Genomic DNA, 15714 nt, shown 5'->3' on the forward strand with positions numbered 1-15714 from the left:
GAACGCCATGACCGTTGACGGTGCGATGGTCGACGTCGGGGACACCGCCCTCCATGTCGCGGAACGGGGCAGCGGACCGGCGGTGTTCGTGCTGCACGGCGCGGGCCTCGACCACGGGTCCTTCGGCGACTACCTGGACCCGCTCGCCGACAGCCACCGCCTGCTGTTCATCGACCAGCGCGGCCACGGCCGTTCGGCCCCGTCCGGCGAGAACAGCTGGACGCTCGAACGGCTGGCGGCGGACGTGGGCGCGGTCGCGCGGGCCCTGGGACTGCGTGAGTACGCCGTTCTCGGCCACTCGTTGGGGGCGTTCGTCGCGCTCCAGCACGCCGTCGACGAGCCGACCGCGGACGTCGCGAGCATCCTGTGCGGCGCCGTGCCGTCCGTCGCCTGGTTCGCGCACGCCGACGCGGCGCTGGAGACGTTCCGGCCGGCCGGGCTGCGGGACCGGGTGGGTGCGGCGATGGAACGCTCCGCCCGGGTGCGCACCCCCGCGGAGGCACGGGACGCCCTGGACGCGCAGCTGCCCTTCCTCTTCTCCGACCCCGCCGACCCGCGCATCGCGGAGTACCGGGAGCGCACGAAGGACACCCGGTACGCACCTGCCGTGCTGCGGTACCTCGTGGCCAACGGCTACGGCGGCATCGAGGTGCAGGACCGTCTCGACCAGGTCAAAGGCCCGATGCTGCTGTTCGCCGGCCGGGACGACCGGGTCTGCTCGGTCGAGGCGGCGGAGGCGATCGCCGCCGGTGTGCCGCAGGCGGAACTGGTCGTGTGCGAACACAGCGGTCACTTCGCCTTCGTCGAGGAGAGGGAGCTGTTCCTGGCGGCGGTTCGGCGCCTTTTGGCCGGGCACTTCACCGGTCCCGCGTGAGCGGCGAGGGCGGGCTGGCCCAGTACGTGCTCGGGGCCGTGCCGCACGGGCGGACCGCGATCGTCGCCGCCGACGGAACCGGACCGCTCACCGGCCGCGCGCTCGCGGACCGCGCGCGGCGCGGGGCGGCCGGGCTGGCCGCCCTGGGCGTCGGGCGCGGTGACGTGGTCGCACTGCATCTGCCCAATGTCCCGGACTTCGCGCCCGCGCTGTGCGCCGTGCTGCGGGCGGGCGCCGCGGCGGTGCTGTGCAGCCCCCTGGCGACCGAGGAGGAACTCACCGGCCAACTCGCGCTCAGCCGTGCCGCCGTGGTCGTCACGGCGCCCGCCCTGCGAGCTCCGGCCCGCGCCGCGGCCGCACGGGCGGGCGTCGGAGCCGTACTCGACCTCCTGCCGGACCGCCGGGCCGCGGAATCCGCCGCGGTACCGGTCGTCGTCCGCGCCGGCGATCCGGCGGTCCTCGCGCTGTCCAGCGGCACGACGGGCCTGCCGAAGTACGCCGTGCTCACCCATGGCGGCCTGGTCGCCAACCTGCGTCAGGCGGCCGGTCCGCTGCCGCTCGGCACCGACGACGTCCTCCTGGCGCTGGCCCCGTTCGCGCATGTGATGGGAGCCTGCGGAGTGCTGCTGAGAGGGCTCGCGGCCGGGGCCACCGTGGTCACGCTGGACCGTTTCACGCCCGCCGCGTTCCTCGGCGCGCTGAGCCGTCACCGGGTGACGCAGACGATCGTCCCGCCGCCGCTCGTCGACCTGCTCGCCACCAGCGCGCTGGTGGACCGGTACGACCTGAGCGCGCTGCGTGTCGTGTACGTGGGCGGCGCCGGCGCCGGCGCAGACCTCGAACGCGCCTGTGCGCGGCGGCTCGGCTGCGTCGTCGCGCAGGGGTACGGCATGACCGAGGGCGGGCCGATGATCACGGTCAACCCGGTGGACGGCCGTGCCCGGCCCGGCTCGGCCGGGCTGCCCCTGCCGGGTGTGCGGATCCGGATCGTGCGGGACGGCCGCGAGGTGCCCGCCGGTTCGTCGGGCGAGGTGCACGTCGCCGCCCCGGGGCTGATGGCCGGCTACCTCGGCGATCCGGAGGCCACGCGGCGGGTCCTCGGCGCGGACGGCTGGCTGCGCACCGGCGATGTCGGTCATGTGGACGGCGAGGGCTACCTCTGGATCACCGACCGGCTCAAGGACCTCATCAAGTACAAGGGGCACCAGGTGTCCCCGGCGGAGGTGGAGGCGGTGCTCACCCGGCATCCCGCCGTGGCCGAGGCCGCCGTCGTCGGACGGCCGGACGCCCGCGCCGGTGAGGTGCCGGTCGCCTTCGTCACCCTGCGCACTCCGGCGATCCCCGAGGAGCTCGTCCTCTTCGTGGCGGCCCGGGTGTCCGCGCCCAAACGGATCCATGAGGCACGCATCGTCGGCGCCCTTCCGCGCGGCCCGACGGGCAAGGTCCTGCGCCGGGAGCTCCGGCGACGCGTCCGCCCGGGTGACATGAGAACCGTGACACCGTCGCACCCTGAATTTCCTGGAGATCTCATGGCCGGCCTGCCAGTTGTCGACATCAGCGGTTTCGCCACCGAGGCGGCGCCGGGTCCCGGGCGGGACGCGGTGGCGGCCGAGGTGGACCGCATCTGCCGGGAGACCGGATTCTTCCTGGCCGCCGGTCACGGGGTGCGGCCCGAGACCCGTGCGGCGATGTTCGCGGCCTCCAGGGAGTTCTTCGCACTGCCTGCCGCCGCCAAGAACGCGCTCGCGATCAGCCGGTCGAGCTGCCATCGCGGGTACTTCGGCATCGCCGCCGAGGCCCTGGACGAGGGGACCACCGGCGATCTGAAGGAGGGGCTGGACACCGGCGGGGAGCATGGCCCCGATCACCCCGAAGTGCTCGCGGGCACCCCGACCTTCGGCCCGAACCAGCTGCCGGATCTGCCCGGTTTTCGGCAGGCCTGGAGCGCCTACCGGGCCGAGGCGGTCGAGGCCGCCGAGCGGGTCCAGCGCGCCCTCGCCCGCGCCCTGGGGCTGCCGGACGACCATCTGCTCGCGATGGCGGGCGGCGAGGTGATGTACCACCTCAGGCTGCTGCACTATCCGCCGCAGCGGCACACGCGGCCCGCCCCCGGTCAGCTCGGCTGCGGGGAGCACACCGACTACGGCACGGTGACCCTGCTGGCCGACGACGGGGTGGGCGGACTGGAGGTCATGCGGCGCGACGGCACCTGGATCCACGTGGCGGTGCCGGAGGGACTGTTGGTGGTGAACCTCGGTGATCTGATGGCGATCTGGACCAACGACCGCTGGGTCTCCAATCCGCACCGGGTGGTCAACCCGCCGGACACCGACCGGTACTCGATCCCGCTGTTCGTCACCCCGCCCTACCGGGCTCGCATCACATGTCTCCCGAGCTGCCTCGCCCCGGGCGCCGAACCCCGCTACGCCCCCCAGGTGGCCGGCGAGTACCTGACGTCCCGGCTCGACGCGACACACCCGTACCGGAACCCGCTGCTGGCGGCACGGCGGGCGGCAACTCCCCCGCAGGACGGGTGAGTTCTCGGAAACGCCGCGTTCACGAGGGCGGGAAGCGGGGGTAACAACGGCTTTCTAGCGTGACCGGCCACGGGTTCAGGGTCGTATACACGACCGTACGCAGCACCGGGAGGCGCGACATGAGCACCACGGAGTCACGGCCGCCGGCACCGGCCACGGCGGAGCCGGCCACGCCGCAGGGCGCCGCCGGGCAGGCGGTGCAGGAGACGCTGGAGGACTACACCCTCCGTTTCGCTCCCCGCAGTTACCGGCGCTGGACCCCCATGGTCGTGGCGACGACCGCGCTCGGCGGCATCGCCTACATGGCCGACTTCTCCATCGGCGCCGGCATCGGCCTGGCCCACGGCACCGGCAACGCGCTCGTGGCCATCGCGGTGGCCGCCGTCGTCATCTTCGTCACCGGTCTCCCGCTCGCGTACTACGGCGCCCGCTACAACATCGACCTCGACCTGATCACCCGCGGCTCCGGCTTCGGCTACTACGGCTCGGTCCTCACCAGCGTCATCTTCGCCAGCTTCACCTTCATCTTCTTCGCCCTCGAAGGCTCGATCATGGCCCAGGGCCTGAAGCTGGGCCTCGGACTCCCGCTGTGGCTGGGCTACCTGGTCGCCACGCTGATGGTCATCCCCCTGGTGATCTACGGCATGAAGGCGCTCAGCAAGCTCCAGGTGTGGACGACCCCGATCTGGCTGCTCCTGATGATCGGCCCGCTGGCGTACCTGATCGCCACCGACCCCGGCACGGTCGACCGCTTCCTCTCCTACGCCGGCACCGACGGCCGCGGCGGGGTCGACACCGCGTCCGTGCTGCTCGGTGCCGGTGTGTGTCTGTCCCTGATCGCGCAGATCGGCGAGCAGATCGACTACCTGCGCTTCATGCCGCCACGGACCGAGGCGAACAAGCGCACGTGGTGGACCGCCGTCGTCATGGCAGGCCCGGGCTGGGTGGTGCTGGGTGCGCTGAAGCAGGTCATCGGCGTCTTCCTCGCCGTCTACGTCCTCGCGAAGGTCGGTCCGGCCGCCGCGACCGAGCCGATCCAGCAGTTCCGCGGCGCCTTCGACGCGATGATGCCGTCCTGGATGGTCGTCCCGCTGGCCGTGGCGCTGGTGGTGATCAGCCAGATCAAGATCAACGTGACGAACGCCTACTCCGGTTCGCTGGCGTGGACGAACTCCTTCACCCGGGTCACCCGGCACTACCCCGGCCGGATGATCTTCGTGCTGGTCAACCTGGGCTTCGCGCTGGCGCTGATGGAGGCGGACATGTTCAGCTTCCTCAACAGCATCCTGGGCTTCTACTCGAACTGCGCGATCGCCTGGGTGGTCACCGTCGCCACCGACATCGGCGTCAACAAGTACGTGCTGAAGCTGTCCCCGCTGGCCCCCGAGTTCCGGCGCGGCATGCTGTACGCCGTCAACCCGGTCGGCGTCGTGGCCTTCGTGGCGGCCTCCGGCCTGTCGATCGCGATGTACTTCCATCTGCTGGGCGACACCCTCCAGCCGTACTCCCCGGTCGCCGCGGCCGTGCTCGCCTTCGTCCTCACCCCCGTGATGGCCGTCGTCACCAGGGGGAGGTACTACCTGCGCCGCACCGACGACGGCATCACCGAGCCCCTGCTCGACACGGACGGCAACCCGAGCGCGGTCACCCTCGACTGCCACGTGTGCCACCAGCCGTACGAGCGCCCGGACCTGACGGCGTGCGCCGCCCACGGTGCGGTCGTGTGCTCGCTGTGCCTGAGCACGGACAAGGCGGGCGACCACGTGCTGCCGGCCGGCGCGTAGGCCGGTCCGGGGTCACCGCCCGACCGGGCATCAGGGCCCTGGATGGATTCGATTTGGTCTAGTCCTCTTGACGGGTGCACTCTCGGGCTGTTTGGTATGTACCAACTCCCCATCCCTCAGACGCCCGAGGGGCATCCCCGAAAGGGGCAATGTCATGCACCTGGCAAGATTCGCGGCTTCCGCCTGCACGCTCGCACTGGCGGCCACCGGCGCGGCCACGGCCCTGGCGCCCGCCGGCAGTGCCGCGTCTGCGGCGGGCAGTGTCTACTCCGTGGCTCCCTATGTCGACATGTCGAACGGTCAGGAGGGCCTGCTCGACACGGCCGTCACCGGACACGGTCTCAAGGCCTACACCGCGGCCTTCGTGCTCGGCACGGGCTGCAACCAGATCTGGGGCGACACGCTCCCCATCGGCAACGACTCCTACACCGACCCCGAGATCGCCAAGGCGAAGTCCGAGGGCGCCTCGGTCATCATCTCCTCCGGCGGCGCGAGCGGTGAGCCGCTCGCCTGGACCTGCTCCACACAGAGCAGCATCGACGCCGGTTACCAGGCCGTCATCGACGACTACGGCGTCACCCAGCTGGACTTCGACGTCGAGGGCGCCGCGGTCGCGGACACCGCGGCGGCGGCCCGGCAGATGCAGGCGATGAAGGACCTCAAGGCGGCCAACCCGAACCTCCGGTTCTCCATGACCCTGCCGGTGCTGACCAGCGGGCTCACGGGCGACGGGGTCAACATCCTCAAGGCCGCCAAGAACGCCGGCATCAGGATCGACGTGGTCAACATCATGGCCATGGACTACTACGCGGGCACCGGCACCGAGATGGGCCAGGGCGCCGTCGACGCGGCCAAGGCCACCCTGGCGCAGATGCAGTCCGTCGACTCCGGCTACACGTACGCCAATCTCGGCATCACCCCGATGATCGGCAAGAACGACGACGGCTCCACGTTCACCCTGGCGGACGCGCAGACGGTGGAGAACTTCGCCGCGCAGAACGGCGTCGGACGCCTCGCGTTCTGGGCGGTCACCCGGGACCAACCGTGCGGCGGAAGCGCCAACTCCCTGCCCACGTGCAGCGAGATCAGCCAGAACAGCCTCGCCTTCACGGACGCGTTCGTGCCGTACGAGGGCAGCTCGGGCGGTGGGGGCGGCACCACGGGCAGCGACTTCTCGCTCTCGCTGTCACCGGGCTCCGCCTCCGCCGCCCAGGGCGGTGCGGCCACCGCGACCGTGAACACCGCCGTCACCTCCGGCAGCGCCGAGTCCGTCAGCCTCTCCGCCACCGGCGCGCCCTCCGGCGTCAGCGTCTCCCTCAGTCCGGCGTCCGTCACCTCCGGAGGCACGTCGACCCTGACGGCATCGGTCAACTCATCGGTACCGGCGGGCAGTTACCCCATCACCGTCACCGGTACGGCCGCCAGTGGCAGCCACAGCGCGACGTACACGCTCACCGTCACCTCCAGCGGGGGCGGGGGCGGCGGTGGTTCGCTGACCAACGCCGGGTTCGAGACCGGCGGCCTGGGCCCCTGGACCTGCACGGGCGGCAGCTCGGTGGTCTCCAGCCCGGTCCACTCCGGAAGCCGCAGCCTCCAGGTCACGCCGAGCGCGAGCAGCACGGGCGAGTGCGACCAGACCGTCACCCTGTCCCCCGACCACACGTACACGCTGAGCGGTTGGACCCAGGGCCCGTACGCCTACATCGGGGTCAGCGGCGGCGCCACCGCCAGCACCTGGTCGAACAGCTCGACGTGGAACCGGCAGTCGGTCACCTTCACCACCGGCAGCAGCGGAACCGCCACCGTCTACGTCCACGGCTGGTACGGCCAGTCCGACGTCTACGCCGACGACTTCAGCCTGGGCTAGCCCGAACACCCCCGCACGCGTGCGGCGCACCTCTCCCCCCACAAGAGATGCGCCGCACGTCTTTCCGGTCCGGGGCCGGGTCAGCCGTCGTTCTCTGCGGACGGGATGTACGCGCCCGGTACGTCATTCGGAGCGAAGATCTTCTGCTCGCCGGGGTACGGCGTGCTCCAGTTGTGGGTCTCGTACCAGGTGAGGTGGTTCATCTGCTCGGGGTTCGCGTAGTCGGGCACGGCGTTCGGGCCGGTCAGCCGCTGCTTCGACTTCCAGGTGTTCCACTCGGACACGAGCGACCTCCTGTCCGACGGGACCTTCGTCGCCGGGACGAGCGCCGCCTTGGTGTTCTGCTTCGCCGGGGTGTCCACGCCACAGGACGGCGGGGTGCTCAGACCGTCGGTCAGCGAGGTCCGGTTGGGCAGCGCCGTGAACGGCGTGTTGTCCGGGCGGCCGGTGAAGGCGCCGCGCATCGGGGTGGCCGCGCTGTCCTTCTGGTTCATCGGGTGGATCCCGAGGATCTGCTCGATGGTGCGGATCATGGTGATCTGCGAGTAGTAGTGGCTGTCGACCGTGTCGTGCTGCGCCCAGGGGCTGATGATCTGGATCGGCGCACGGTGGCCGTCGACATGGTCGAGGCCGGCCTGGGAGTCGTCCTCGACGACGAAGATCGCCGAGTCCTTCCAGTACTTGCTGTGCGAGATCTCGTCGACGATCTTGCCGGTCGCGAGGTCGTTGTCCGCGACCTGGGCCGCGGGGCTCGCCGGACCGCCGGTGTGGTCGCTGGAGAGCCAGAACATGTTCAGGTTCGCCGGGCCGTTCTTCTCGAAGTCCTGCTTCCAGATCTGCTCCCGGTAGACGTCCGGGACGCTGGTGTCGAACTTCGGGAAGCCGGGCACCGACACGCTGTTGAGCGAGGGGATCGGCGAGGACGAGTTCAGCGGGTAGGCGGTGCCCTGCCCGGTCGCGGCCATGTTCTTGGCATCGCAGTACAGGTTCTGCCAGCTCGCGCCCGACGGCTTGGTCAGGAACTGCTGGAACTCGCCGAAGTCCCGCACGGACTTGCCGGCCGCCTGCGCACCGGACCACAGGAAGCCCGACTTCTGGTGGCCGAGCGCGTCGTCCTCGGTGTCGTAGCTGCGCTGGTACTCACCGGCCGAGGACTCGGTGTACTCGGGGTTGTCGGCCTGCATCAGCCAGTTGTGACCCTCGGCCGAGTTCGTGCCGATGTCGTAGGTGTTGTCGTAGAGCCCGAACTGCTCGGCCAGCGCGTGCTGGTTGGGCGTCACGTTCTCGCCGAACTGGGTCAGCGACGGGTCGCCGTTGCCCTTCGCGATGTCGCCGTAGACCTGGTCGTAGGTCCGGTTCTCCTTGACGATGAGGAAGACGTGCTTGATCGTCGAGGGGTCGCCGAGGCGCGCCGGGACCGGCACCGCCCTGGCCTTGCTGTGCTTGTTCGCCGTCCGCACGGCGCCCGCGGTCCAGCCGTTCTGCTGGAAGACCTTGCGGGTCTCGGAGCGGATGGTCCGGTCGCTGGGCAGCGCGAACTGGGTCAGGCTGGACGTGGTGTCGTGGGTGGCGTGGCCGGCGCTGTCGGGGCGGCGGGCGTCGATGCCACGGGTGTTGGAGACGACCACCGTCTTGCCCACGGTGGTGATCTCGGAGGGGAAGTAGTCCGTCGGGAGCAGGCCGACGTAGGAGACCGGCTCCTGCGCGGAGGTGTAGCGGTAGACGGCGACCGCGTTGGCGCGGCCCAGCGTCACGAGCAGGTGGCCGTCGTCGGTGAGGGTGACCGCGTTGGGCTCGTAGCCGACCGAGGCCTCCGGCCACGGCTGGGTGGAGATGGTCTGGACGACCTTGTCGTTCCTGGTGTTGATGACCGACACGTTGTTGTCGGCGGTGTTGGTGACGAACACCGCGCCGCGCTTCGCGTACACGGCGGTCGGGTGCAGGCCGACGTCGATGGTGCCGACGGCGGCGGAGGCGTTCTTCAGGTCGATGACGCTGACCGTGCCGGTCGTGGCGGCACCGGTCTTGGGGTTGGCCGGGACCTGGGTGCCGTAGGAGTTGATCGTGGTGTCGCCGGGCTTCGCCGGGCGGCCGCCCTCGTTGCTGACGTAGAGCTTGTCGCCGACCTGGACCATGCCGCGCGGGGCGTTGCCCACGGACCAGCTCTGCTTGACGGCGCCGGTCGCCGTGTCGATGGCCACCACCCGGTTCTGGCCGTTGACCGCGGAGTACACGGTGGAGCCGTCGGCGGAGAACACCGCCGCGCTCGCCAGGGCGTGCTTGTCTCCGTCGGCCGGGATGGAGACGGTCACCGGGTTGGCGAGGGTGCCGTCGGCGTTCACGGTGAACTTGGTGTAGCCGTCGGTCTGGCCGAGCCACAGCTGCTTGCCGTCGGGCGAGTACGCCGGGCCCTCCTGGCCGACGGCCGCGCTCTTGATGCGCAGGTCGTCCGCCGCGTTGGTGCCGACCTTCTGCTTCACCTGTCCGGTCTTGAGGTCCACGAGGACCAGTGCCGCGTCTCCGTCGGTGACCGCGGCCGCGAGGTGGCTGCCGTCCGGGCTGACCGTCGAGGACATGATCTTGCCGTCGTTGAGGACGAGGCGGCTGCCGTACGGGTTGAGGTACTGGTCGCCGGAGATGACCTGGCCCTTGTCGGTGACCTGGCCGACCTGTTCCTTGCCGAACTGCTGTGTCGAGGCCATCGCGGTGCCGGTGGCCAGGGCCGCCGTGGTGATGCATGCCGTGAGCAGCGTCGCCCGGCGGCCGACATGTCTGCCGAGCAGGACGAAGTACTCCTTCTCGGGTTGCCGGCGGCGGCGCGTTATCTGCATGAGGTCATCCCTTCGGGGAGGTGGAGAGCAGGTCGACGTTGCCGTCGAACTGCCAGAGCGGGTTGGGCGCGTCTCCGGTCGAGGTGCGCACCAGGAAGTAGCCGTTCACTTCCTTCGGTCCGTCGCCGTCGGCCACGAACCGCCCGTCGGCGGTGATGTCGAGCTGGTAGACGGCCTGCCCCGCGGTCCGGGTGCCGGGCAGATGCCAGGAGACGACGCAGCGCCAGTCGTTGCCGGCGCCTTGCGCGTCGTCCGCGACGTCGCCCTTGGTGCAGGCGGCCGAGGACTTCAGCTGTGCCTCGGTGACGGCGGGCCGGTTGAGTTGTGCGGTCTGCATCCGGTAGAGGTGCGCGAAGGCCGTGGCCAGTGAGCGCTGGACCTTGTCCTGCCGGATCCCGGAGCCGGTGGTCGCGCCGGTCACCGCGGCGACGACCGCGACCGTGACGGCGATGAGCCCGGCGAGCGGCAGGAGCCCGGCGGTGACGGCGCGGCGCGCCGATCCGTCGTCGGTGGAGTTGGTGAAGTCGCGCCGCAGGAAGAGCAGGTAGGCGATCGCCGTCGCCGTCACCGCCCACACCAGGCTGACGACGATGCCGAGGACCAGCGGGCCGAGCTGGCCCGGGTCGGCGAACAGGCCGTTCCAGGCGATGAACGCCCAGCTGGGCAGGGCGAGTCGGACGGCGACGGGCAGCGGCAGCAGCTGCGCGAGCTGCATCGCGAGGGCGACGACCACCGGCAGCAGCAGTGCCATCGGGGAGCGCCCCAGCACGACCGACCCGAGGAGTCCGATACCCGCCAGCGCCAGGGTGGGGGCCAGCACACTCAGCCAGGCGAGCAGCACCCTGCCGGCCGCGTCCCCGGGGGCGAGCAGATGGTCGTCGAGCCCGACCAGAGGATGATCGCCGACGGCGAGGAGCCCGCCCACCGTGCTCGAGGCGGCCAGCCCGGCCACGAGGAGCACGATGACGGTCAGGCTGGCCAGCGCCTTGGCCACGAAGATCCGGCGGGGTGAGCGGACGGCGACCAGCAGATGGCGCCAGGTGCCGAGCCGTTCCTCGGAGGCGAACACGTCACCGGCGACCACGGAGGTCAGCAGCGGCAGCGCCCAGGTGCCCGAGAAGCCCAGGATCACCAGGGGTCCGGCCCAGCCGGTGGCGAGCATCCAGCGGCCGAAGAGGGTGTCGGAGGGCAGTGTGCTCTGCTGGCCGACTCCGGCGACGAAGAGCCCGGGCGCGATCCAGCAGGCGAGGACCAGCAGCCGGATGCGCCACTGCGAGACGAGTTTGACCAGTTCGAAGCGGTAGCCCCGGGCCACGCTGACGCGGGTGGCTGCCGCAACGGGCGTAGGGAGGACGGCAGTCGCGGTCATCTGTCGGCCTCCCGCCGGTCGGTGCCGGTGTCGGCGGTGTGCCGTGCGGTGCCGGTGTCCCGCTGCCCCAAGGCCGGTTCCGGCTGCTCGGTGAGGGCGAGGAACGCGGCCTCCAGCGGGGACACCACGGGGGCGAGTTCGCGCAGCGCGACGCCCTCCCGCACCAGCCGTGTCACGAGTTCGTCCAGGTCGGGCACGAGGGCCCGGACGACGAGCGTCTCGGCGCCCTGGCGCGCGACGCCGACGCCGTCGACGGTGCGGATCCCGGGCGCGTCCGCCGCGAGGCGGCGGGTGGCCCGCGGATCGGAGGTGACGAGCCGGTAGTCGAGTTCGCGGTTCTCGGCGGCCAGCTTGCTCAGCGGGCCGGAGAAGACGACCCGTCCGGTGGCGAGGATGGTGACCTCGGAGCACAGCGCTTCCAGGTCGTCCATCCGGTGGCTGGAGAGCACGACGCTGGTTCCCTGTGCCGCGAGCCGGTTGAGGACGCCGTGCACGTGCTTCTTTCCGGCCGGGTCCAGGCCGTTGGACGGCTCGTCCAGGACGAGCAGCCGGGGCCTGGTGAGGAGGGCGGCGGCGAGTCCGAGCCGCTGGCGCATGCCCAGGGAGAAGCCCCGGGCCTTGTCGTCGGCGACGTCGGTGAGCCCGACCTGGGCGAGTACGTCGTCGATGCCGGCCGCCCGCGGGTCCTGGCCGCGCAGTGCGGCCAGGGCGGCGAGGTTCTGGCGTGCGGTGAGCGAGGGGTACAGGCCCGGTCCGTCCACGAAGCCGGCGACGCCGTCGGGTGCGGCGAACGTCCGCCCGACCGGTGTGCCGAGGATGTCGAGGCCGCCGCTGTCGGCGACGGCGAGGCCGAGCAGCAGCCCGAGCAGCGTCGTCTTGCCCGCCCCGTTCGGGCCGACCAGACCGTGGATCTGCCCTTGTGCCACGTCCAGATCGACGCCGTCGAGTGCGACGACCTCACCGAAACACTTCGTGATGCCGCGCGCCCGGATGGCGAGGAGTGTGTCCATGAGCCCCTTCCTTCACAAGCCTCAAGGAGGTTAGGGAGGGCACACAACGGTGGCAGGGGACGCCAGTTGAACGCTAGAGGAACGGAAGCCAACCGGCGCGCTCGCTCCGGGTGGCGCTTCGTGGGTGGCGCTGTGTTCCAACTGTCCTATGGATAAGGGTTGTTGTAGCGATTTCGGGACGGGTGGGCGGTGAGCCGGATGCCGTGGTCCCGCTTGAGGCGGGTCTACGGGAGGCCGGAGGCCGCGCCGACTACGCGGTGCGGAAGCTGCGGGCCGTCGCGCCGGGGGTGAGCGGTTCTCCGGTCGGCACGAAGTTCGAGAAGTGGGTCTTCTCGCAGAACGGCGACTGGGTCGGCGGATTCTGGCCCGGGACGCTCTGGATGGCGTACCTGCGCTCCCACGGCGACATGTTCCGCACGCTGGCGCTCGACTGGGCCCGCAGACTCGCTCCCCGCCGGTACGACACCACGACCCACGACGTCGGCTTCCTCTTCTACCCGTCCTGGGTCACCGCGTGGCGGCTGACGGGCGACGAGACCTGGAGCGCGGGCGCCGTGCAGGCGGCCGACTCGCTGATCCAGCGGTACAACCCGCGCGGCCGCTTCATCCGGGCCCGGGGAGCGCTCGACACCCGGCAGAACGCGGGGCGGGTGATCATGGACACCCTGATGAACCTCGACCTGCTGGCCTTCGCCAGCCGGCGGACGGGGGACGAGAAGTACCTGAACGTCGCCGTGGAGCACGCCAGGACGGCGCAGCGGTACTTCCCCCGGCCGGACGGCTCGACGCCCCACGCCTTCGGCTTCGACCCCGACACCGGCGCGCCGATCGGACCGGACACCGTCCAGGGCTACAGCCCTTCCTCCTGCTGGTCACGCGGGCAGGCCTGGGGCATCTACGGCTGGACCACGAGGTACCGCCGCACCGGCCACCTGCCGTTCCTGTCCACGGCCCGCCGCCTGGCCGACTACGCGACGAGAGCACTGACGGCCGACCACGTGCCGGTGTGGGACTACCTCGCGCCGCAGCAGCCCCATGACGTCAAGGACGCGTCGGCCGGGGCCGTCATGGCCTGTGGTCTGCTCGACCTGTCCGCGGCGACCGGCAGGCCGGAGGACCGCGACGTCGCGCTGCGGATCCTCACCGCCCTCTGCGAGACCTGTCTGACGACGAGATCCACACGCGCACAGGCCGTGGTCGCCCGCTGCACCCGCAACCGCCCGGCCGAGGACGGGATCGAGATCTCGCTGCCCTACGCCGACTACCACCTGCTGGAGGGCATCCTGCGCGTGCTCCAGCCGAAGGATGTCGACCGGGCCGTCGACCTGTCGACGGCGGCGACCGGCGTCAGTGGCTGAACGGGTCGTCGGCGGGGTGTTCCGTCGCACCGGCCTGGAGCAGCAGCAGCCGGGCCAGACCGCGCGCCTCGTCCGGGGTGAGCGAGGCCCATGCCCCGGGTACGCCGCCGCGGTCCTCGCCCACGTCCAGGGCGATCCGGCTGACGGGCCGGTCCGCGCGGCCGAGTCTGAGGCGCCGTACCTCGATCCGGCGGCCGCACATGGTCACGAGACGGGGCTCGGCCACGGGGCTCCGCTCGATGCCGTCGTGCCGTTCGTTCGCTGGCGTCGTCATCGGTCCCGCACTCCCTCCGCCGGTCGGTTCCGGCCCCGGCCATCGTCACCACGTGCAGCGCGCGCCGTGCCGGGATTGTTCCCGGACACGCCGGCAGGGGCGGCGGCCGTGGCGGAACGGCGCTGGAACAGCGGACGTTGGAAGCGGACGCCTACGCGGTCTCCTGGGCCTCACCGAGCTCGGCGAGGCCCAGTTCGCGTGGGCCGAGCGGGGCGAAGAAGCGGTCCACGTCGGCGTCGGTGACCTCCGCGAGGGTCGCCGGGGACCAGCGGGGGTCGCGGTCCTTGTCGATCACCTGGGCACGGATGCCCTCCACCAGGTCGTGGGTGCTCAGGCAGGCGCAGGAGACCCGGTACTCCTGGTCGAGCACCGGCTCCAGCGGGCCGAGCCGCCGGGCGCGGCGCACCGCGGCCAGGGTGACCTTCAGGGAGGTGGGCGACCTGGCGAGCAGGGTTTCGGCCGCTTCCTTGGCCGCCGGGTCGCCGTGGCCGAGCAGCCGGTCCACGATCTCCTCGACCGTGCCGGCGCGGTAGCAGGCGTCGATCCACTCCCGCCGCTCGGCCAACTCCCCCTGGGGCGCGGGCCGTACGTGACGGGCGAGGGCGTCGTGCACGGACAGCCCGGCGAGGTCGGCCACGAGCTCCCCGAGTGCCGCGGAGGGTACGTAATGGTCGGCGAGTCCGCACAGCAGGGCGTCACCGGCGCCGATCCCGTCCCCGGTCAGGGCGAGGTGGGTGCCCAGCTCGCCGGGGGCCAGGCCGAGCAGGTGGGTGCCGCCGACATCGGGGACGAAGCCGATGCCGGTCTCCGGCATGGCGACCCGCGACCGCTCGGTGACGATCCGGACGCCGCCGTGTGCGGAGAGGCCGACCCCGCCACCCATCACGATGCCGTCCATGAGGGCGACGTACGGCTTGGGGTAGTGGGCGATGCGGGCGTTGAGGCGGTACTCGTCGCGCCAGAACGCGGCCGACGCGGTGCCGTCGCCGTCGCGGGCGTCGTCGTGGATGGCCCGGATGTCGCCGCCCGCGCACAGGCCGCGCTCGCCCGCGCCGGTGAGGACCACGGTCCGCACCGCCGGGTCGTGTTCCCAGGCGGTCAGGGCGGCGTCGATACGGCGCACCATCTCGTGGTTGAGGGCGTTGAGGGCCTTCGGCCGGTTGAGGGTGATGTGGGCGGCCCGGCCAGCGGTGTGGAACAGGACGGGTTCGTCGCCGTGCGGCAGGCCGGCTCCCGCGGCGCCGGTCATCCGGACACCTCCGTCTGGTCATGGGCCACGGTGACGCGCATGATCTCGTTGGTTCCTTCCCGGCCGGTGCACCCGCTGGTCGCGGACGATCCTCTCAGGGCCGTGCGCGCCGGGGTTCCCGCACCCCCGTGCGGCGGGCCACGGCGGGGGCTGCGCCGGTCCGGTCACACCGCGCGGCGCCCCGCAGGTGTGAAGGCGTACAGGTCCAGGATGTCCGGCGGGGCGGCCAGGCCCGGGCCGCCGGCGCGGACCCAGGCGATGATGTCCTCGGTCGCGTCCGGATCGTTCACCAGCCCCAGCCAGACCGGCCGCGCGCCGTCGGCCCGGGCGGCGGCGGAGGGCTGTACGACGACGACGTTGGCCTGGTCGCACGCGTCGAGGCAGTCGGAGACACGCACGGGCACGGCGGCGCACAGCCGCGCGGTCTGGGCGGCGTGGTCGACGCCGGGCACCTTGGGGGTGCCGCAGCAGCAGTCCCGGCACACGACGACCCGGCACGGTGCCCCCGCGCGCCCGCTCCCGGGTCCTTCTTCCATCGATCGCTCGGGCATGCCGTCCGCT

At 71.7% G+C, this 15714-nt stretch carries 11 protein-coding genes; 5 read left to right on the forward strand and 6 right to left on the reverse strand.

Annotated elements, in window-relative coordinates:
- Positions 1-7 precede the first annotated feature (7 nt).
- From BIV23_RS02980 to BIV23_RS02995, 4 genes are all read left to right on the forward strand, one after another.
- On the forward strand, positions 8-874 hold the full coding sequence (locus BIV23_RS02980; protein ID WP_071379136.1) for an alpha/beta fold hydrolase: 867 nt from the start codon (positions 8-10) through the stop codon (positions 872-874).
- Positions 871-3411, forward strand: a complete 2541-nt coding sequence (locus BIV23_RS02985) for an AMP-binding protein (protein WP_071379137.1) — start codon at positions 871-873, stop codon at positions 3409-3411. Before BIV23_RS02980 ends, BIV23_RS02985 begins: the two co-directional genes overlap by 4 nt.
- Before the next feature lie 119 nt (positions 3412-3530).
- Positions 3531-5195 carry an allantoin permease gene (locus BIV23_RS02990; RefSeq protein WP_071379138.1) on the forward strand — a complete coding sequence of 555 codons (1665 nt, stop codon included), beginning with the start codon at positions 3531-3533 and terminating at the stop codon, positions 5193-5195.
- A 154-nt stretch (positions 5196-5349) separates the two neighbouring features.
- The gene (locus BIV23_RS02995; protein ID WP_071379139.1) at positions 5350-7062 is read left to right on the forward strand and encodes a carbohydrate binding domain-containing protein; all 1713 of its coding nucleotides are present in this window, start codon (positions 5350-5352) and stop codon (positions 7060-7062) included.
- 80 nt (positions 7063-7142) lie between these two features.
- Here the strand turns inward: BIV23_RS02995 and BIV23_RS03000 are convergent, their stop codons facing one another.
- Genes BIV23_RS03000 through BIV23_RS03010 form a run of 3 tightly spaced genes read right to left on the reverse strand, consistent with a single transcriptional unit; the run spans position 7143 to position 12272 of the window.
- Positions 7143-9893, reverse strand: a complete 2751-nt coding sequence (locus tag BIV23_RS03000; protein ID WP_071379140.1) for a bifunctional YncE family protein/alkaline phosphatase family protein — start codon at positions 9891-9893, stop codon at positions 7143-7145.
- Positions 9894-9897: 4 nt separating this feature from the next.
- Complete coding sequence (locus BIV23_RS03005; RefSeq protein ID WP_071379141.1) at positions 9898-11262, reverse strand: ABC transporter permease; 1365 nt, start codon at positions 11260-11262, stop codon at positions 9898-9900.
- Positions 11259-12272 carry an ABC transporter ATP-binding protein gene (locus BIV23_RS03010; protein ID WP_071379142.1) on the reverse strand — a complete coding sequence of 338 codons (1014 nt, stop codon included), beginning with the start codon at positions 12270-12272 and terminating at the stop codon, positions 11259-11261. Before BIV23_RS03010 ends, BIV23_RS03005 begins: the two co-directional genes overlap by 4 nt.
- 203 nt (positions 12273-12475) lie before the next feature.
- On the opposite strand from BIV23_RS03010, the gene BIV23_RS03015 reads away from it, so the two are divergent.
- Entirely contained in the window at positions 12476-13630 is a 1155-nt protein-coding gene (locus BIV23_RS03015; RefSeq protein WP_245790331.1) for a glycoside hydrolase family 88 protein, read from the forward strand.
- Here BIV23_RS03015 and BIV23_RS03020 read toward each other — a convergent pair.
- The 3 genes from BIV23_RS03020 to BIV23_RS03030 all read right to left on the reverse strand — a co-directional run bounded on the left by BIV23_RS03020 (position 13620) and on the right by BIV23_RS03030 (position 15704).
- Positions 13620-13904, reverse strand: coding sequence for a hypothetical protein (locus tag BIV23_RS03020; RefSeq protein WP_071379143.1), 285 nt, complete (start codon positions 13902-13904; stop codon positions 13620-13622). The genes BIV23_RS03015 and BIV23_RS03020 overlap by 11 nt on opposite strands.
- A 151-nt stretch (positions 13905-14055) precedes the next feature.
- Positions 14056-15153 (reverse strand): enoyl-CoA hydratase/isomerase family protein, encoded by a 1098-nt coding sequence (locus tag BIV23_RS03025; RefSeq protein ID WP_071379144.1) that lies wholly within the window; start codon positions 15151-15153, stop codon positions 14056-14058.
- Between the two features lie 164 nt (positions 15154-15317).
- The gene (locus tag BIV23_RS03030; RefSeq protein ID WP_245790332.1) at positions 15318-15704 is read right to left on the reverse strand and encodes a (2Fe-2S) ferredoxin domain-containing protein; all 387 of its coding nucleotides are present in this window, start codon (positions 15702-15704) and stop codon (positions 15318-15320) included.
- Positions 15705-15714: the final 10 nt, after the last annotated feature.

It is taken from the genome of Streptomyces monashensis (assembly GCF_001866665.1).
GTDB lineage: Bacteria > Actinomycetota > Actinomycetes > Streptomycetales > Streptomycetaceae > Streptomyces > Streptomyces monashensis.